The sequence below is a fragment of the Enterococcus italicus DSM 15952 genome (assembly GCF_000185365.1).
Taxonomy (GTDB): domain Bacteria; phylum Bacillota; class Bacilli; order Lactobacillales; family Enterococcaceae; genus Enterococcus_G; species Enterococcus_G italicus.
On the sequence record NZ_GL622241.1, the window covers coordinates 1,457,538 to 1,477,619 of the forward strand.

Annotated in this window: 20 protein-coding genes and 1 pseudogene; 5 read left to right on the top strand and 16 right to left on the bottom strand. The window is 34.0% G+C overall.

Annotated features, from left to right (window positions below; translation table 11 throughout):
- Positions 1-35: 35 nt before the first annotated feature.
- The 7 genes and pseudogenes from HMPREF9088_RS06810 to HMPREF9088_RS06840 all read right to left on the bottom strand — a co-directional run bounded on the left by HMPREF9088_RS06810 (position 36) and on the right by HMPREF9088_RS06840 (position 6,120).
- Positions 36-1,901, bottom strand: a complete 1,866-nt coding sequence (locus tag HMPREF9088_RS06810) for a hypothetical protein (RefSeq protein ID WP_007208436.1) — start codon at positions 1,899-1,901, stop codon at positions 36-38.
- A pseudogene (locus HMPREF9088_RS06815) lies at positions 1,882-2,150 on the bottom strand (hypothetical protein). Before HMPREF9088_RS06815 ends, HMPREF9088_RS06810 begins: the two are co-directional and overlap by 20 nt.
- 467 nt (positions 2,151-2,617) lie before the next feature.
- Positions 2,618-2,854, bottom strand: coding sequence for a hypothetical protein (locus tag HMPREF9088_RS12405; protein WP_040366727.1), 237 nt, complete (start codon positions 2,852-2,854; stop codon positions 2,618-2,620).
- 23 nt (positions 2,855-2,877) lie between these two features.
- Entirely contained in the window at positions 2,878-4,152 is a 1,275-nt protein-coding gene (locus HMPREF9088_RS06825; protein ID WP_007208441.1) for a zinc ribbon domain-containing protein, read from the bottom strand.
- 5 nt (positions 4,153-4,157) lie between these two features.
- On the bottom strand, positions 4,158-5,096 hold the full coding sequence (locus HMPREF9088_RS06830; protein ID WP_007208442.1) for a zinc-ribbon domain-containing protein: 939 nt from the start codon (positions 5,094-5,096) through the stop codon (positions 4,158-4,160).
- Between the two features lie 13 nt (positions 5,097-5,109).
- Positions 5,110-5,331, bottom strand: a complete 222-nt coding sequence (locus tag HMPREF9088_RS06835; protein ID WP_007208443.1) for a hypothetical protein — start codon at positions 5,329-5,331, stop codon at positions 5,110-5,112.
- Positions 5,332-5,550: 219 nt separating this feature from the next.
- On the bottom strand, positions 5,551-6,120 hold the full coding sequence (locus HMPREF9088_RS06840; RefSeq protein ID WP_007208444.1) for a recombinase family protein: 570 nt from the start codon (positions 6,118-6,120) through the stop codon (positions 5,551-5,553).
- A gap of 340 nt (positions 6,121-6,460) precedes the next feature.
- On the opposite strand from HMPREF9088_RS06840, the gene HMPREF9088_RS06845 reads away from it, so the two are divergent.
- Positions 6,461-7,447 carry a leucine-rich repeat domain-containing protein gene (locus HMPREF9088_RS06845; RefSeq protein ID WP_007208445.1) on the top strand — a complete coding sequence of 329 codons (987 nt, stop codon included), beginning with the start codon at positions 6,461-6,463 and terminating at the stop codon, positions 7,445-7,447.
- Between the two features lie 570 nt (positions 7,448-8,017).
- Entirely contained in the window at positions 8,018-8,932 is a 915-nt protein-coding gene (locus HMPREF9088_RS06850; protein ID WP_007208446.1) for a hypothetical protein, read from the top strand.
- A gap of 16 nt (positions 8,933-8,948) precedes the next feature.
- On the opposite strand, the gene HMPREF9088_RS06855 is transcribed toward HMPREF9088_RS06850, so the two are convergent.
- The 8 genes from HMPREF9088_RS06855 to HMPREF9088_RS06890 form a co-directional block, all read right to left on the bottom strand.
- A complete protein-coding gene (locus HMPREF9088_RS06855) occupies positions 8,949-9,524 on the bottom strand; it encodes a tyrosine-type recombinase/integrase (protein ID WP_007208447.1) in 576 nt (191 codons plus the stop codon).
- Positions 9,525-9,711: 187 nt separating this feature from the next.
- On the bottom strand, positions 9,712-10,554 hold the full coding sequence (locus tag HMPREF9088_RS06860; RefSeq protein WP_007208449.1) for a hypothetical protein: 843 nt from the start codon (positions 10,552-10,554) through the stop codon (positions 9,712-9,714).
- 259 nt (positions 10,555-10,813) lie between these two features.
- Positions 10,814-11,791, bottom strand: a complete 978-nt coding sequence (locus tag HMPREF9088_RS06865) for a tyrosine-type recombinase/integrase (protein WP_007208450.1) — start codon at positions 11,789-11,791, stop codon at positions 10,814-10,816.
- A 180-nt stretch (positions 11,792-11,971) separates the two neighbouring features.
- Positions 11,972-12,307 carry a metal-sulfur cluster assembly factor gene (locus HMPREF9088_RS06870; RefSeq protein WP_007208451.1) on the bottom strand — a complete coding sequence of 112 codons (336 nt, stop codon included), beginning with the start codon at positions 12,305-12,307 and terminating at the stop codon, positions 11,972-11,974.
- A gap of 67 nt (positions 12,308-12,374) precedes the next feature.
- Positions 12,375-13,301: a YitT family protein gene (locus HMPREF9088_RS06875; RefSeq protein WP_040366731.1), complete on the bottom strand. Its 927-nt coding sequence runs from the start codon at positions 13,299-13,301 to the stop codon at positions 12,375-12,377.
- A 105-nt stretch (positions 13,302-13,406) separates the two neighbouring features.
- A complete protein-coding gene (locus HMPREF9088_RS06880) occupies positions 13,407-15,767 on the bottom strand; it encodes an ATP-dependent DNA helicase (protein ID WP_007208453.1) in 2,361 nt (786 codons plus the stop codon).
- Between the two features lie 40 nt (positions 15,768-15,807).
- The gene (locus tag HMPREF9088_RS06885) at positions 15,808-16,182 is read right to left on the bottom strand and encodes a phage holin family protein (protein ID WP_007208454.1); all 375 of its coding nucleotides are present in this window, start codon (positions 16,180-16,182) and stop codon (positions 15,808-15,810) included.
- A gap of 58 nt (positions 16,183-16,240) precedes the next feature.
- Positions 16,241-16,780, bottom strand: coding sequence for a hypothetical protein (locus HMPREF9088_RS06890; protein ID WP_040366734.1), 540 nt, complete (start codon positions 16,778-16,780; stop codon positions 16,241-16,243).
- Between the two features lie 194 nt (positions 16,781-16,974).
- Between HMPREF9088_RS06890 and HMPREF9088_RS06895 the strand changes: the two genes are divergently transcribed.
- From HMPREF9088_RS06895 to HMPREF9088_RS06905, 3 genes are all read left to right on the top strand, one after another.
- The gene (locus HMPREF9088_RS06895; protein WP_007208456.1) at positions 16,975-17,595 is read left to right on the top strand and encodes an MBL fold metallo-hydrolase; all 621 of its coding nucleotides are present in this window, start codon (positions 16,975-16,977) and stop codon (positions 17,593-17,595) included.
- 38 nt (positions 17,596-17,633) lie between these two features.
- Positions 17,634-18,317, top strand: coding sequence for a histidine phosphatase family protein (locus HMPREF9088_RS06900; protein WP_007208457.1), 684 nt, complete (start codon positions 17,634-17,636; stop codon positions 18,315-18,317).
- 144 nt (positions 18,318-18,461) lie between these two features.
- Positions 18,462-19,295 (top strand): undecaprenyl-diphosphate phosphatase, encoded by an 834-nt coding sequence (locus HMPREF9088_RS06905; RefSeq protein WP_007208458.1) that lies wholly within the window; start codon positions 18,462-18,464, stop codon positions 19,293-19,295.
- Positions 19,296-19,448: 153 nt separating this feature from the next.
- Here HMPREF9088_RS06905 and HMPREF9088_RS06910 read toward each other — a convergent pair whose 3' ends face one another.
- Positions 19,449-20,072, bottom strand: a complete 624-nt coding sequence (locus HMPREF9088_RS06910) for a DUF47 domain-containing protein (protein WP_007208459.1) — start codon at positions 20,070-20,072, stop codon at positions 19,449-19,451.
- Positions 20,073-20,082 lie beyond the last annotated feature (10 nt).

Below are 20,082 nucleotides of genomic sequence, written 5' to 3' on the forward strand. Positions count from 1 at the left end.
TCTAATAGAAAAAGACAGATAGAAACACTACCTGTCTAATATGCTAATTCACTTTTATATATAACATTCTTAGATGAATACTTCTCCTTAATCCCTAACTGATTATACAATTCTTTAGTTAGTCTACACGTATTTAAACCATATTTATTGTATATATCCGCTCTTAGTTTCTTAAATCTTTCTGCAGTGTCACGAACCTTTAATCTTCTTGCTTTAGCTAACTTAGAAATAACATCCTTTTCGTATACATATCCTTTTTCTTCTATCTCGTTCATGATAATTCTAACTGAAGCTTTTTCCAATTTCTCACTTGCTTGGCTTAAATTACTGTCTGCTTTACTCATCTTTATTTTTTTTTGTTCAACAAGTGGTTTATAAGATTGTGGAAAATCCTGATAAGCCTTTTCTTCTCCAAAAAGTCTATATACCAATTCATAACTTAAACTACCGACTGTTACTTTATTTTCTCTTAAAACCTTAGCGATTCCTTCACTAACTGCTGTGTTTTCATCCGTCAAGTTTGTTGGTTCGTAGATGTTACTCGTTCTTAGCTTAGTGCAATCTTTCTTTTGTTCCAGTATCAAACCATTAAATATATCCTTAGGAATTTCTGCTTCTGGTTTCTTTTTAACAATCTCAGTAACAATCATATGATAAAGAATTTTTCTTGTCCTATCTAAGCTTACTTTCTTTTGGTTCGTTACTCTAGCTAATTGCTTTGCCAGATTTTTAATGCTGTAATAATTTAAATATCTTAGTTCACCATTATCATCCATATAAACATAATCATACATAAAGTCTAAAACAATAGGAATTTCCACTTGATATTTACTAAAATATTGATAGAGTTCAGGATACGTTTGTTTTAATTCTCCTGATTGTAGTTCTCGCTTAAATTTTTGAGCATTAAATTTACTTTGACCTAGTTGTGAAGTATTTGTTACAGTCGAGCCAGTAAGTTCTACTAATAAATTAACTACTTCGATTGAAGATATTTTTAAATAACGCTCCAATAAAGAGATAATATTCCCACAATACTTATTACTTGCAGAAAAGCACTTATATAAATAAATGCCATGTTCTTCAGCATAAAACACACTTGCACTAGGATTATCTTCTTTATGGAAAATATCAAAAAATGGATTTTCTTCAGATAATTCAAGAAACTCTCTCATGTCTAATGATTTAAAATAGTTCATTGCATTATAATCATCAGGAAATTCTTGTTTATAATTATCTCCTAGTTTATTTTTAACAATATCCAATCTTCCTAATTTCAGCAACTCATAATTTGGCATAGAATCATCAATTATTTCACCGCTGATAATTTTTGCAATCTCAGTAGATTCTGTATTATTAATTTCTAGTATTCCAATAGTATCTAACGTGTTATCCCAATCAATCACTTCATAACCGCTATTACTTCCGAAAAATAATCTACTTGTTTGTCCAACAGATGAATCTGCTTGGGGATATTTTTTAAATAAAGCCTGATAAATCTGTTCTATCTCTTGGTTCTCAGTCACTAATTTATCTAGATGGAATACCACTCTAAATTTATCAACTTCAGAGAACAAATCACTGAATGTTTTGTATATAAAACTAGCATTCTCCTGCATAAACGTATCAGCTTCTAAATCTTCAATCGTATATAAATTATTCTCATCCTTGTTATCAAAATCCAACATCACTAGTTCTTGACCAATAATTTTCGTCATTTTTGATAACTTATTCTCTGATAATTCAGCTAAAACCACTGTTTTTCCATTTACTGCTAATTCTTCTGCAAATTCTTGCATGCTCATTTCTCTTAGATTATTCAAAATCGTATTAGAAATCTTTTTCACCATATATTGGTCTGGTTTTTCTTTATTTGAAATGTTACTTAGATAGAATTTCATAGTCACTATCCTCCAACATCAATAACCTTCCATATTTTCTAACAATTACTTTCTCTAAAAGCACCGTTTTTCTTCTGTTAATCCCCTTTTTCCTTTTCTAAAATTATGTAGATTTTGATTGTGAACACCAATCGCCTTAGAGAAAATAGTCATTTTCACTCCATATATTTTATCTAAAACATGTAACCAAGCCTTTACCTTTTCTTGTTTCTCAGTCAATTCCTCTGCTGTTAATTTCTTTGAATTCATTCGATTTATCCTCCAGAAATTATTTTATTAATCAATTTAGGTCCGGACTATATCATCAATTGTCAACTGAAGTCAAGAATGGATACCATTTTCGGACAACAAAAAATAATTAGTGGATTTTTATTAAAAGAATACTCTTATTTTATTACTTCTTTCTTAGATTTATCAAAACTATTAAAATCATTGATATATCAACGTTTATTCTATTTTCTATCTTAAACCCGAACTAAAAAACGCCTTAAATTGAACATGAAGTGGATAATTCCCCATAAAAGTTTTTTCGTTGCATCTGAGAGATGTTTTTTGAAAAATAGTGCTTTAAAACGTTGATGTAACAGCAATCTATTAATTTTGTCAACAAGTATAAAACCCTTAATAAATAAGGCTTTTTTAAGGGTCATTTTTTAAGTGGTTTTTGATGATAATTTTGAGATAATTTTTGAATAAAAAAAGAGATATGAATAAATTCATATCTCTTCTAATAATTCTGTATTCATTTTATTCATGTGCATATTCCACAATTTAATCACTAAATCCTCGGAAAATATCAATTTTTCCTGCTGCTTATCAGATAGTTTTTCAAATTGACTATATAATTCATTTGCCAATTTATTTAAAACAATCTTAGGAATGGTTACGTTGGCTCTCATAAACGTTCGCTTTACTTTATTTTTCACATATTTTTTTATTGACAACTGATTCAAATTATCTCTATCCTTCTTTTTAATTAATCTGCTTTCTTATAAGTCATGTAACCATTTTGATAGACAATTGCTGTTCCTGCTCGATTTGTAACTTCTTCACTACCTTCAGAATTAATACGTATATTAAATTCATACATTTCCTTTTCTTCAGTAATAAATTCATAAGAAACTTTCTCTGGAAGTCCTATCGAATCTTTAAATTTGCTGAAATAGATTGTCGCATCATCTTTAGAAGCTATTTCAATTGCTGATGTATCAAATGCTATTTTTTTCATCGCATCTACTTTCGCACTTGGCTTATTTTGGAATACGTTATATGCTTCAGCCTGTTCAGGGTCATACATGGCTGTTTGATTATTAATAGAAATCGTATCTTTGTCTATTAGGGTGATAGGCGTGATTGTGGTATCATAAACTGTCTTTCCCATACTGATAAGTGGAGTGACAATATAATAGACTTTGTTTTTCATATCATACTTTACTGAATTCATATACCCATCCATGCCACTTCCTTGAAAAGCACCCCAACTTAATTGATTTTCAGGATAATTAAAGTGATAGATATCACCTAATTTATTATCTGAAAGATTAAAATGCCAGCCAACATGCTGATTAAAATAATCTTCAAAATCCGTTTTAATCGTCACGATATCTCTAGCCAATTCATTAGCTTTATCATTTAATTTTGTATCATTGATGCTTTGAATAGAGTTTTCTAATGTGTCAATATCCGTCAAATCAATCAAGGCAATATTCCAACTATTGATTGTTTCTTCCACACTTTCAAGCATATCAAATTGTCGGTTATAATAATTAACGATTGAACGCAATCCTTTAGAAAAGGTGTCATCTCCTTCAATTTCAGGTGTTTCTATACGAGTATCTGAATTAATGGTCAAATACGTAGAATCGAAATTATCTGGAATAGGTTCGTCAAATAGTTGATTGACTTTATCCCTAACATTCACTTTTTCTCTTACATCAGCCAATTGTCTTTTATACTCTAATTTATCTCCCGATACTGCCCAAAGACTTTTCTCCTTTTTCTTTACTTTTTGCTCATCTAAATCCATATTTGGAACCGACTTTGTACTATCAGAATATAGATTATTGTAATTATCAATAAATTCGCTTTCTACATGGTTTTTATAAAGCCAGAAACTGCAACAAATGATAATAATACCAGATAAACTAACTAACACAGATTTTTTATTAAAAAACCTTTTTGATGTATTTCCTTTACATTTCGGGCAATGATTATCTACTAATTTTTCTCCACATTTACTACAAAAGTTCATTTGTCTTACTCCTTAGTCACTTTCCATATAGTTGTTACTATCATCATAATAATGCCCATCCCTACTAATAAAATCCCAAATCCGACAGAATTTGAACTGCTTATATCAAAATACTCTGAAGAAACTGAATAAGTTTTTATTTCAGAAATTATTTTAAACAAAAATAATCCATTTACTACAAGTAATAAAATTTGAATAAACTTACTAACTATATGATTAATAAACAACAGAACAAATGAAACAATCGGAAGTATCAGAATAACAATTAATAAAAACTGATAGCCACCATCCATCTTCGAGAGCAACGTTAGATAGTCATACAAAGTAATAGTAGAATCTAACCCATACCCCAAACCACTAATCTCACCATGAAGTATTGGTGCTAAGAATACGCCTGTATAATAGAATATTATGCCGATTAATGAAACAATCCAGCTAGAGTTCATTCTAGCTGATTCGTTATGGTATTCATTTTTATCTTCCAAAACGTCATTTCTATTATTTGATGATTGTTCTATATGTTCATTTCTAACCGTAAGATTTTGAGTAGCTGTTTGAAGCAAACCATTTGTGAACCCTTTTATTTCCTGCTTATCAAGCATCATAACCTTTTCTTTCATCTTTTTATTCAATAGATGTTCTGAACTGTTCTTACTATTTGCATACCAATAACCAAAAATAATAAACACAACAAAAAACATCCACCCCAAAATGGGTTTAATTGTTAGGATAAGCATAGTAATCACTATAAAAGTAAATAGAACAATCAAATTATTTTTGATAAAACTAATAAAGCGGCTAACTTTCCTTTGATTCAATCGAAAAATATTTAATTGAGTTTCAAACTGCCTAACAATTTGTTCGCCTTTCACGCTCTTGCCACATTTTTCACAAAAATTCGAATCTTTCGCTAACTTCTCTCCACACTGACTGCAATAATTCATTTCTAACACTTCCTTATTTTTTACTTGCTTGAACGACGAAAAATACGATAACCGCTATAGCCATTATCAAAACGAGTGGATGATTCATTAGAAATCTAAATAATAGGTTCAATAATCCAATAATTACAACCATTGCAACAATAAAACTTCCAATTTTTGTTAAGCAACCCTCTTTTTCAGTTTCTGGTTCAGTTACATCTTGAATGATTATTTTTATCCCATCTTTTAAAGCCATAAAATCAACCCTTTCAATAAATTCTAACGAGGTAATAAATCAACGTTTTTGCCACAACAAAATAAGACCACCATATCAACTCTAGAAATACTGATACAATCGTCTTTTTTATGTATTTTATTTTTTTATGCAGTGTCGGTAAAAAACGTTGATTTATTTCCGGTTAATTACCAACTTATACTACTAAATTCTATCGTTTGTCCATTGAAATGACAAGTCTCATTTTCTGGACAAGCCTGCTTTTTTAGCAATGTTATAAACAGTTTTTTCGGATACTCCACATTTTACTGCAATTTCTTTCAAAGATAGCTGATTTTCTTGATACAAAACAATAATTCTTTTGCGTTTATTTTTCTTAATCGGTGGTCTACCCAACTGTTTATCCGAGTTAGCTAACGCTTCTTTTGTTCGTAAACTAATACTTTCTGCTTCAAATTCTGCTATACCTGCTAAAACGGTGAAGAATAGTCGTCCACTCGCTGTTCTGGTATCAATGGATTCTTGAATACTTTTCAGATATATCTCTTTCTCATTCAGTTCAGACATCAGATTTACCAATTGCCTAGATGACCTGCTTAACCGAGCTAAATTATAAATTAGTAAGGTATCTCCTTTTTCTAAACGTTTCAATGCTTTGTCAAGTTCTGTTCGATGTTCCTTTCTTCCACTAATCTGCTCAGAAAATAATTCATCAGGTTCAAACTTTTCCAATGCCTTTCTCTGCACTTCTAGTCCTAAGTCCTGCGTATTTTTGCTAGTGCGAATATAGCCAATCGTTTTATTTCTCATGCGAGGTCTCCTCCTTTCTTTTCCTTAGTTTAATAATTTCTTTTTAAATACAAAAATACCCTGACTACTGGGAAATAGACAGGGTAAATGAAAAAATCATTTAAAACCATAGAGGCTATTCAAATGGTTCTCGTCAAGGTAGTTTTATTATTACATAAAAAATAACAATTGTCGAGGAAATAAATCGTCACTTTACTTTTCTATTATTCTGCTGAAACAGCAATAAAAAAAGTCTTTAATCCTATATCAAAAGAGGTTTTACTGTTCTATAAATTTGTAAAATAATTGTATCTTGCTATAATTTAAATAGTTATAAAATAACAAATGGAGGTATCTTACAATGACAAACGGAACGAGTCAAGGGCTATTTATAGTCGTTGCAATTATAATTTTTGGTATATTTACGTTAACCAGTTATGTATTATTTAAAGACAATTTAAAACCAACACTAGCTAATATTTTTACAAATGGATTTAATCAGTCAACCACTGCTTTAAATAACGGAATCATTTTAGAAAATAATATTAATACAGATGAAACAAATTCAACCATTTATAAAAATCAATTATATGTAAAAATAAGAGACAAAAATGAATCTAAGAATGAGTCAGAAGTTTGGGTATTGCTTGAAGAATTAAAAGATGATACTTATGCAATAAAAGCATCTGGTATTGACAAAACCTCTCCAACATATGATATGGTATATTCTACGGGATGTTCTGGCTCAACAAGTATGATAGGGGATTTAACCCTACCAGATACTATTAATGGAAAGAAAATAACTTTAATTAAAGAAAAAGCTTTTTATTATTCTAAGTTTAACGGTCAATTGACACTACCTAAGTATTTACAATCAATTGGAGCTTATGCTTTCTATTATTCTAACTTTTCAGGAGAATTAACATTACCTGATTCTTTAAAATCAATTGGAAGTAGTGCTTTTCATTTTTCTAACTTTTCAGGAAGTTTAACATTACCTAATTCTTTACAATCAATTGGAGATAGTGCTTTTAAAGTTTCTAACTTTGAAGGAAGTTTAACATTACCTAATTCTTTACAATCAATTGGAAGTAGTGCTTTTCATTTTTCTAACTTTTCAGGAAGTTTAACATTACCTGATTCTTTACAATCAATTGGAGGTAATGCTTTTCATTATTCTAACTTTTCAGGAACATTAGATATTTCTAAGGTAACCAATATTGGATTTTATGCTTTTGAGAACTCATCAATATCCACTGTTAAAAATGATTCTTTAAATAACAATAATAAGACAATAGGTAAAAATGCTATAAGAATGGCTGACGGTTCATTTTACATCATAAACTAGACTACTATCGCACCTATTTAATTACTTATCGCTCATTCAATGAGCGATATTTTTTTATCAAACACCTTTTTTATAGTCAAGTTGATTTAGAGACAACGTTCAAATTTCCATCCCCTACTTTTAGATGATAAAATAGTAAATGGATAGTTATGAAAAGGGATAGTTACGAGATGGATACTTTTGGAAGTCAGGGATACTTTACTAAATTATGAACCCCTTCATAATCCTTACATTTATTAATTTTCATACCCTACCTAAACCCTCCATCAACCCTAAAAAAGAGGTTTTTTCAAAAAAACAGATGATAACAAAATGAGAACTTTTGTGATAACTTTTTGAAAACTATGTCAATTTTGATGTGAATTCGGAAAAATCGCAATGGAAACCTCCATGAATTTTTCAAAGTAGCTACCTAAGCAAGAAATAGAAAAATTTTGTATTCAAATACAACCACTTAATGATGGATAGAAATGAGAATGGATAATTATGAGTTTAGAGTTACTTATGGATAGTTATGAGAATGGATAATTTTAAAAAATAAAATTGATAACACAATAGGAGGGAGTGAATATGAACACACTTTTTGTAAACAATCGGGCTATTGATTCTGAGGAATTGGTAGACATCATTACCCAATCAAACGGAATATATGAGAACACCTTGATTAAGCTCTTGCAATGCAATCGCATCAGCTTAGAGGCACGATTAAAGACCTTAAAAAAGAACAAAATCATTTCTAAAGGAAAATTAAATAAACATTTTTATTATGTTGATAAATATGACTTGAAACATATGAAGGATTTAGACTTACAGGCAATGGTTGTTCAATATTTGGTTTCAATTGGCTTATATACCAATAAAATTCAAGTGATTGATTCCCTAGATAAGAACAAACAGCTCTATATTTCAGTCTATGCCTCAGGCAAACATAACTATAAAAATGATGAAACTATAAAAAAACTTGCAAATAACCGGTTCAATCAATTATCTTCTGAAGAAGATAGAAAGTATTTTAGTCAATTTATCATCAACGAATTGACTAAATTCCCAATTAGAGTAGCTTCTTTTTCAGATATGCTAGAAAAACGCTATTATACACCTTCTTTAGATACTGTTGATATTCTTGCACTACCTAATAAAGAATTTATTCCTGCAATAAAATCTAACTTAGCAGATGTCTCGTTTAGAAACTTGGAAAATAATTCCACTTATATCAGGGATGATATTTTGATTTATCTGAATGATTCTAATACCCTTGGTTATTTTGTGAAAGAAAATAATCAATATACATTACGAGCAATTCATTCTGTAATTGACTTCTTTTATTATTTAACCCTGAACAAGAATTCTAAAGATTCCATTTATCTCTCTAATGACAAATCAGATTATGATAATGCAGATAACTTGTATTTTCAAAGTTATTTGAATAAAGAAAAATATAATACTGTTAAATTAAAAAGAGACAAGCAAAAAGCACAATCTTAAATGATTGTGCTTTTACTTACTTAAACGGGTCAAAATCTTCTAACTTTGCCTTAATATCCTCCTCTTCAATTCCTGCATATCGTAAAGTTACTGCTTGGCTACTATGATTTAAAATCTTCATCAGAGTAACAATATCCCCTTTGTTTTGCTTTAAAAAGAAGTAGGAAAATGTTTTTCTAAGTGTATGTGTTCCGATATAATCTAATCCTAAATTATTAGCAACCTTCTGCAGGATTTTATAATATTGGTGACTGGCTAAATGTTTCGTGTTATCTGTCGGGCTTGGAAATAACCACTCTGATTCACCATCATGCTCTGTATTAAGATAATCAATAATATTTGATGTTAAGGATTTCAGATGAACGGTTCTTTTTTTCCCAGTCTTTATTTCAATTATTTCTGTCTGTATTTTATTCTTCACGTCAGATACCTTTAAGTTTAATATATCTGAAATCCGTAACCCTGCCTTTATTCCAATTGCCATAATCAAATAGTCTCTTTTTCCGTGTTTTCCCTTTTTTAATTCTTTTCCAAATTGAATTAGTGTTTCCTTATTTTTTATTGGTTTGACATTAATCATTTTTTGTCCCATGAATTACCTCCCTAATGTGCTATATTTATGGATACTTATAGTATATTTCAATATGAAAGTATCCATTTCCCTATAAATCAAAAATGGGATGTTGATAGAATAGGATTCTTGATGGATACTAATTATAAAAGTATCCATTTAGGTCCTTTATAGCATCGTTGTTAGGAGGTTGCAAATTTGTAGAACATTATCTGTTCTCAAATTTCTTTTTTAATTTATCATACATGAGTTCTCCTCTAGTAATAATTGATTCATTTATTTTTCCAACTACCTCTTTAAATAATTTTTCCCCTCCTTCATTAGCAAAATGAGACACTGTATGTCTTTTCGATTCATGATGTTCCCAAAATAGATTTTTATCGTTCCAATCAGAATCTGTTTTATTTTCTTCCATTTTCCAATCATCTAGAAAGTGTTTATTACAAAATTCATTGAATCCATTATCAAACTTGTCGCCTCGATACATTTCAAACCAATTGCTAGAGTCTTTAATATACTTTGGTGCAAATTCTTGTTTATTAGCAAAATAATTTTTAATATCAAGCATTGTTAAGTCCCAGTAATCATGTGTGCTAGCATTTCTAGAAGCATTGAATGGGGAAGCATTTTTTTCATAAATACTGTAAACAGGTATAAAGTTACCTAATGAATGAGTTAATTTAGCAAATTCATTAAGTTCATCACATTCAAATTGATATCGCTTATTTTGTTTAATTACATCTGTATAAATTTTATATATTCTTGTGAAAGAGTGCATGGTTTCCCCATTAGAAGGGATAAAATTCTCCACGTTTTTAATATCAAAATAATTATTTATTTCATCACCCCAAATGGTATCATAGATACTCATCGTCAAAGGTAATCTGTCACAATCACTTTCTTTTAGAAAAATGTTCCCTTTGTAAATGAGAACTCTCTCAATTTCTCGAAAATTATCGTAATTAAGATTCCTTAGCTGAAAAATTTCTTTTTTAAAATCATATTTTACTGCATCTTCTCTACCCATCTTCAAAAATTCTTCTAGAATCATTGACTAACACACTCCATTGGAAAAATATTTCTTTTAGTATAGCACGTCTAATTAAATGCATACTATAATGATAAATTTTAATAATCATCTCTATTTTAAATTAAAAATAGAGGAGAATCTCCCCTCTATTACTTATTATTAAGTATCTACATCATCTAAGTTAAGCAAATTTCCCATATCTACTACAGGGTCACTTGCTTCCTCAGCTGTATTTTCTTTAGATTTTCCCTATTTCATATTAAAACCACCAACAATACCTTTAAATCGTTTGAAGTGGTGAAAAATTTACCGTTTCACTAATTTCATCTTCAATATTTAAACTTCTTAGATACACCTCAGTCGTTTTTATTGAAGCATGTCCTAGTAGTTTCTGTATTCTATAAATATCAGTGCCATTGCGAACCAATTTTTGAGCAAAATAATGCCTAAAACTGTGTGGACTTACCCGAATAGATTTTCTAATCTTGCATTGATTCCCAATTTTTATGATTGCTCGTTCAGCTAAGATATAGTTATACTGTTTTCCTTCTCTTGTTAAAAATACATAATTGTCTATATTCTCTATTTCATTATATTCAAAAAAGGAATTTGCTACTCGCTTATATTTTATATACTCTTTATAAATCAAAGGTGAGCAATGAACAATCCTATCTTTCTTTCCTTTCCCATTTTCAACAAATAACTCTTTATTAGTAATGTGAACATCTTTTAAGTTCATTACCTCATTAATCCTAAGTCCTGTGTCTATAAGAATTAGTAAGAGCAGATAATCTCTTTGATTCGTGAATTTTGTTTGATAGCCAGTGTGTTGCTTATCCATTTTCTGAGGTTTGAAAAAAGTTAACTTCTTTGCTACTCGCAACATCTCTTTGATTTCCATATCATTAAATGTCTGAATAATTACCTTACGCTCTTTTACCCATTTAACACGCACACAGGGGTTTCTATCGTATCTGATATAATCTTCATCTACACAATACTTAAAATACGCTCTGATGCTTCTTAGATGGCTATTCACATATGTTTCAGCACATCCCTCTTCTAATTTCATCAACATGAATTGACGAATGCTTTTTGGTGTCACGTCTTCAACAAAGTATATCTGCTCTTTTTTCAAAAAATCAAAGAACAGTTTCAAAAACTTCTGATGCTTCTTTATCGTCTTTTGTGAGATTCCTCTGGCTTTTTCGTTGAATAACATTTCTTCTAATAGTTCCTCTAACCTGAAATTTTGCAAAACAAAAACTCCCTTATCAACTTTTTCTAAAAGTTAATAAAAGAGTTCAGAATTTAATTCCTCATTGGATATGGTATCCGTATCGAAAATACCCTCATTCTATCCGGTATCCGAAGTCCGAAAAATCGGCTTAGACTACATACTAAATGAGTGAGAAACGCTGTCAAACCAATGAAAATCCTATCTTATCCCCAAAGCAATCCGTGCGTATCTTGACATTCTATCCGTCGTCCACGCTGGATACCAGACTAATTTGACTTCGATTTCACCGACTTCTTCTACTTCAGATAAGGCATCATGGATATTATCCGTCAAGACATCTGCAAGTGGGCAGCCCATTGTCGTTAATGTCATTTTAATCATTGTATGGCCAGTTTCACCATTAAATTCAACTTCATAGACCAAGCCAAGGTTGACGATATCAATCCCTAATTCCGGATCGATAACTGTTTCTAACGCAATCAAAATGCGTTCTTTGATTTCTTCAATTTGCTCCTCTGTATAAGGTTGGCTCATCCCAATCTCCTCCTACACTATTCATACGCAAATCATACCTGTTTTTCAACTATTTGTAAATCATTGCTTATCGTTTGTGTTTCTTTAATTCGGGAAATGATCCAGTTGCTTTAAAAATACGCTGCTCATCATCTGAGGCAAAGCGGCCGACAATCGACTGAGTGGGCACGATATTAATAAAGGCGTCTGAGTCCACTTCTAGTACAGCTTGTTCCAAATCATATAGTTCATAACGAGTGATGACGATCATGATTGTCTGACTACTCACGCCAGAGTAGCCACCTATCGAAGGAAATAGCGTCATCCCTCTAAACACATGGGCTGCAATATTTTTACCGACTTCATCCGCGCATCTCGTCGTTATATAGGCGGTGACTTTTTGATGGCTCGTATGGATGGTATCTACGACGCGACTCATCGCATAAATGGAAATTATCGTATAAAGTGCGCTCTCCCAAGAAAATAATAGCCCTGCAAATATGACGATGATACCATTTAGGATCATCATATAGCTCCCAACTGTCTTGCCGGTAATTTTAGAGAAGATAAGCGACAGGATATCCATCCCACCAGTGGTAAAGCCGTACTTTAGCGAAAGTCCCGCACCGACACCAAGCAAGACCCCACCGACTAGTGCGTTTAATAATAAATTATCCGTGACATGTCCCTCTGGAAAAACCATAGTTAATAAGGATAAGACGACCACATTCAAAAAGCTAAAAAAGGTGGCCGAGCCGCCTAAGCGGATAAAGCCAGCTATAAATACGGGAATATTTAACAATAGAATAAACAGACCCATGCTTAAATGAATCCCCGTCGTCTGTTCAGCAAAAGCGACAATAATTTGGGAAAGACCATTTAGTCCAGCTGACATGATGTTTCCTGGATTTAAAAAGAAATTTAATGAAAGCGATCCTGTAAGTCCAGTAATCAGAATAATACATAATTTTTTGCCTAAGTCATGATAGGCGTTAATAGCTAGCTTCACTGACATGGTGCTCCTCTCAAAACAATCTATCCGAAGCATAGCAACAATCATCAAAGTTGAAAAGTATCGCTACCATTTTTTTAGCAACTTCTTATCGTTCGACTAGCATTTTCACAGAATATTATCGACACTTGCCCAAAATTGCCGTAAATCTTTTTTGATTGACTGATTATCGTACCGAATCGAAGCCGGTTGCCAGTGTTGGGGCAGTAATTGGCGATAGGCAGGTTGGCGATAGCGACTGTCAATGAGTAGGATCACCCCGTAATCTTTTTCGTCGCGAATAACCCGACCGCCTGCCTGAATGACTTTGTTCATTCCTGGTAAGCGATAGGCGTAATCAAAACCATCTTTTTCTTGGTCTTCAAAATACAACCGCAAGCGCTCTTGCTTTTGATTCATTTGGGGCAAGCCGACACCAACAATGGCCGTACCGATAAGACGTGTCCCCTTCAGATCAATTCCTTCTGAAAAGACTCCTCCGAGGACACAAAAGCCGACCAAAGTCTTGGTGGGGGCTGCTTGAAAGGCAGTTAAAAAGTGGCTGCGGTCTTCTTCGCTCATATTCTCCTCTTGCACCATGACTTGGATGGTCGGATAGGCTTGGCGAAAAGCTGTCAAGGATTGTTGCAAATAGGCATAAGAAGAAAAGAAGATAAGATAATTACCGACTCTTGGCTGCACAAATGTCGCCAATGCTTCTGTCAAATGAGGTAAGGTTTGATCCCGCTTACGATAGACTGTCTCAATACCAGCCTGAATCATGACGTGTTGTTGCTTTTCCTGGAAAGGACTTTGGGTGCGAAACCGCATGCTCTCTTCGTCTCCACCTAGAACGGTCTGATAGTAGTCCAGTGGCTGAAAGCTCGCTGAAAACAATGCCGCGCCTTGTGTCTGCTTCAATCGCATCTCTAATAATGGTGCCGGATCAAGGCAAACTAAGGTCACCTTGATGGTGTCTGTGTCAGATACTATCACGGCAGTCTCAAAGTGATGATCATAAAGCTCACTAATTTTTAAGTACCGCAATGCAGCAAAATATGTCTCAAGTAATTGTTCGTCGGTACTTTGATTTGCTTGTTTGGCTAATTGTTCCTTGACTTGCCCCGTCCAGTGAAGCAATAAGTTATCAATGGTGTCAGACTTTGCCTTTTGGTAATGCTCTTTTTTACCCGTGTCATGCAGATATTGGGCAATCGTATCGAGTTCGTTGATGAGCTTGGTGGTTGTTTTTTTGAGCTTGACGTCATTAGTCGAGTTGTTTAGTATTTGCTCAAAGGAAGCTGAGTCAATGGCTGCTGTAAACATTTCTTTTGATCGTTGCACTAGGTTATGGGCTTCGTCGATTAAGACGAGATTTTGATCATTCGATTCATCGAAGAAGCGGCGCAAATAGACATTTGGATCAAAGGCATAATTGTAATCCCCGATAATGACATCGCACCAGAGACTAATATCCAACGAAAACTCAAAGGGACAAATTTCATGCTTTTGAGCATAGCGTTCGATGACTTCACGGGTGAAAGTATCTTCATGGTGTAAACTGTCCCACAAGGCTTCATTCAAGCGATCATAATAGCCATTTGCAAAGCGACAATCGACTGGATTACACGTTTGCTTATCCAAAAAACAAATTTTTTCTTTGGCCGTTAATGTGACCGACTTACTTTTTAGACCCGCTTGCCGTAAATGTTCCATCGCGTCTTCTGCCACTTGCCTTGTAATGGTTTTGGCCGTCAAATAAAACAGATGATCTTCCTCTTCTTCTCCTAGACTCTTTAGGGTCGGGAAAAGGGTCGCCATGGTCTTTCCTGTTCCAGTCGGCGCTTCACAAAATAGTGTGCGTTTGGCTTTCATTGTCTTATAGACAACAGCTGACAACGCTCGCTGCCCAGGTCGAAAAGAGCCATGCGGAAAAGTTAGTTCTTTTATTGATTTATTGCGGTGTTTTCGCCACGTGCGCTTAAAGACGAGCCAACGATGGTATTCTTTTACTAGTTGCTCAAAAAAGTTTGTCAGTTCGTCGAGTTGATAGGTCTTGGTTTGCTGAGTCAGCTTTTTCTCGGTGGTTTGGTAGTATGATAAGCGAATACGCATCTGTGAAACATGAGCTTCTTTGGCATAGATATAGGCATAGACCATCGCCTGGGCAAAGTACAAGGCCAAGGTCTCTTCGGTCAGTGACTCAAACGGTACTTCAGACGTCTTAATCTCATCAATCACCCAGTCTTCCTCTGCACGAAAAAGACCATCCGCCCGTCCCTCGACGAGCAAATGATCTTTTTCAATCACGGCCTCATACGACAATGCTACTTCTTTTTGGTATTCTGGCTCAGTTGCTTGTTTTTGAAGCTTCCGATGAATCGCGGCACCTTCTTGTGCGGTATGCAGACTGACCGTGCGATTATCGATGCTCCCTTTTTTTAGCACAAATTCGACTAATTTTCGTACTGCTATTTTCTCTTGTGGCATGTGACTTCCTTTTTTCCCGTTTTCTTTTAATCCTACCTTGTTAGCGTCCTTTTTTCAAATAATCTTGTATTGATTTAATAAAAGCCTTCATTCGCTTTGTATCGAAGCCCATTTTTTGATAATTTTCTAAAATCGAATGAATCTCCATAAACAAATAACTTACATAAAAGGCATACAACAAGCCAATCCCAGCTTTAAGTGGTATTAATAGGCTCACAGGTAAAAAGAAGAGCAGTAATAATAGACTGCTGACTTTCCTTAAAATCCCGTTAATGCCGATTTTGGAGGTGAATTCGTGGGTAATTTTGGCCGCCACAATACCACTGACCAAATCGACAAACATCGCCAAACACAACAAAGCCAATAAATACAAAACGTCTTGTTCCATTAATTCTTGAAAGACTACTTTCATCATCTCACTTCCTCTCTACTCATATAAACGTAAAGAAAAAGCGAAATGTCAAAAGAATTTATTATTTACTGATGCGGACTTCATAAATGACGTCATTTTGATCTTTCACTTGAGTGTAATTGTCATTTTGAAAAGTAAATAGTTGTTGGTAATTGTCTGCCCCTTTGATGAGCAGCTGACTGTCGTCAATCGACACAGTAATGTCAGTTATGACAGTCTCGTAGACCTTATATGGATCTGCATCATAGGTTTGATCAGGAAACGTCTTCATGACGTCTTCTGCGACTTGATTCGTATCCTGAGACCCATCAGCATTTAATTTATTGTCTTGGATAATATTGAGGTTATCGACTGGAATATATTGTTTGACGACGGTCATTTGATCGCTCTGAATATCAAATACCCCTTGACTTTGCGGAAAGTGTGCGGCATCCGTCTGTATCAGCATAAAATTTTGCTTTAACAAAAGTGATTCGCTTGTTGGTTCTGTCGATTCTCTTACCGAGTCGGTCGTCACATGGATTGTCGTATCAGCCGCCTTTTGGCAACCAACTAACATGATGCATACAATAAATAGTCCAAGAAAACGATACTGTTTCAAGCGAATCTCTCCTTTTCTCGCAATTCTTGGTTTCATTTTACCTTATGAAACCAGCACACTATTTTTTTTGTGAAGAAATTTAGCTTTTTCTCAGCTGATTTTCGCTTTTTTCTTTTTTTTCTCTGACTCATCCTGCTTTGTCAGTTTATATATGATAAGGTATACTTAAATGAATAAGAAAAGGAGGATGTTTCATGAATATCCAGCAAATTGTCACAGGACCAGTACAAGAAAATTGCTATTTGCTATGGCAGAATAATGAGCTGTTGGTCGTAGATCCAGGTGCAGATGCAAAAAAGATCAGTGCCGCAATCAAAAAAACAGCTGCCACTCCACTAGCAATCATTCTTACGCATACCCATTACGATCATATCGGTGCGGTTGACGCGATTCGCGATGAGTATCAGATTCCCGTCTATGTCAGCTCTGATGAACAAGAATGGCTCCAATCCCCACCAAAAAACCTATCTGGTCGTCATCCAGAATTAGGTCCCATTACTGCCCGCAATGCCGAGCATGAGTTTGAGTTGAATGATACGCTTACGATTGGCTCCTTTTCATTTGAAGTCGTCCCTACTCCTGGCCATTCGATCGGTAGTGTCAGCTTCATCTTTGATTCATTTGTAGTATGTGGCGATGCTTTGTTTAAAGGTAGCATCGGTAGAACGGATTTATATACTGGGAATTTGGAACAATTACTAAACAGCATCCAGACTCAACTATTTACTTTACCAGATTCCTTTGATGCTTACCCTGGGCACGGTGAACCAACCACGATTGGTCACGAAAAAGCAACTAACCCTTTTTTTAACTAAATTTACGCAAAGAACAAGTATAGAACGGAGGAATCTTCATGGCAAAAACTGAATTATATGTCGTTCGTCACGGTAAAACAATGTTTAACACAGTACAACGGGTACAAGGATGGTGTGATACTCCTTTGACAAAAAGTGGGGTTGAACGGATTCAATATTTAGGAAGTGGACTGAGTGATATTCCTTTTGTTGAAGCAGTCTCAAGTGATAGTGGACGAGCAATTGAAACGATGCGCCGAATTTTAAAAGAACATCCAAACGGCAAAGACATTCCTTATCATACCGATGAACGAATTCGTGAGTGGTGTTTTGGTTCCCTTGAAGGTGGCTATGATGCAGAAATGTGGGGTGTTATCCCTAGAATTTTGAATTTTCCAGATTATGACAATATGATTGCCAATCATGTCTCATTCGAAGATATTTGTAATGCCATTTATGATGCTGATACGGCTAACTGGGCTGAGACCTACCAACAATTATCGACAAGAGTCTGGACTGGCTTTGAGGACATCGCCCATCGTGTCGAAAAAAATGGCGGTGGCAAAGCAGTCGTCGTGTCTCACGGCTTAACGATCGCCTTCTTGATGCATCTGATTAATGAAGAAAACACTGTTCGCGTCGATATCGACAATGGATCAGTGACACGCCTCTTGTACGAAAATGGCAAGTTTACCATTGAAGAGTTTGCCAGTACGGCTTACATTGAAAAAGGAATGAACTAATCAATAAGAACCATAAGTTTTAAGAAGATGGAAAAATTGCTATTTGGAGCGTTTTCTTTACACTTCTTTACAAAACTTATGGTTTTTTTCTTTGCTGACCTGTCGTATACTAAATTCGTATGAATTTTTGAAGGGAATGAAAGTATGTTTATTGAAAATTTTATAAAAGCAATTATCTTTGGGATTGTTGAGGGCATTACCGAATGGCTGCCGATTAGTAGTACAGGCCATTTAATCTTGGCTGATGAGTTACTCAAGATGCAAGAGTCAGAAGCGTTTATGACGATGTTTAATGTAGTTATTCAATTAGGTGCCATCTTGGCGGTCGTTGTATTGTACTTCCACAAATTAAACCCATTTGCCCTTAGCAAATCCAAGGCTGAAAAAAACGATACTTGGTCACTGTGGTTTAAAGTAATCGTAGCTATTTTGCCATCCGTCATCATTGGATTGCCATTAGATGATTGGTTGGATGCTCATTTTTATAACTTTATTTCAGTTGCTATTATGTTAATTGTATATGGGGTTGCCTTTATCGTCGTGGAAAAAAGAAATCGTAGCATCACACCGAAGATTACAGAATTTCATCAAATCACGTATAAATTGGCGTTATTCATTGGTATGTTCCAAGTGCTTGCTTTAATCCCTGGGACATCACGCTCTGGTGCAACGATTTTAGGTGGGATTTTATTAGGAGCGTCACGCTTTATCTCTGCTGAATTCTCATTCTTCCTAGGAATTCCGACCATGTTTGGCGCAAGTTTACTAAAAATCGTCAAATTTTTCGCAGAAGGACATTCTTTTACGACAGAAAATACGATCATATTATTAACAGGAACAGTCGTTTCCTTCTTCGTATCGATTCTAGCTATAAAATTCTTGATTTCTTACATTAAGAAAAATGACTTTACTGCCTTTGGATGGTACCGAATAGTTCTTGGTATCATTTTAATCGGCTATTGGGTAGTCGCTCGATAGAAACTGTCTACTATCAAAAATTTGCTGCTGCAAAATTCGACAAACTAGCACGCTAGTACAACGAAAGACCAGAAAATCCAAAAGTTTGAAAAACAACTACTGGATTTTCTGGTCTTTTTGCTTGTAGCTGAGCATTTTTGCCTCAGCCTTTTTTTATGAATTTTTAATGACAACCCCACCTATTAATTCTACTACATATTCAGCATCATTAATGGTAGTCTCAAAACGTTCATATACGTCTTTCCATTTGATAATTTCTAAAACTTGTGTGCCATCCGTAAACAATTGTTTCTTCAAACGACTGAATAGACGATCAGCTTCTGATTCGGTTTCGGTCACTTGTTTAATCATTTGTTTCAATTTTTTCGAATTTTTGAACTTCGGAAATTCCTTCATCGCTACTTCTAAACCATCGCAGGCGCGACGAACATAATTAGCAAATAAATCTGTTTCTAGTCGCATCGCTGAAATTGCTAAATTTTCAAAAAGATACGTTAAACTATTGATTCCATCAAGTACATCATCCAAATGAGTCGCGACTTCCAAGATATCTTCTCGATCGATTGGTGTAATAAATGAATCGTAAAGTTCATTTGTGATTTCATCCACGATAGCATCTGCTTGATGTTCATAGTCATGGATTTTTTGAGAATAGCCATCTAAATTTTCTTGCGAAAAATTTTGAACCAATTCTTCTAAACAAATCGCTGCTTTTTGTATCAGGACTGCTAATTCATTTAATTTTTGAAAATAATTGTATTGTTTTTTTCTAGCCATCTTCAATCTC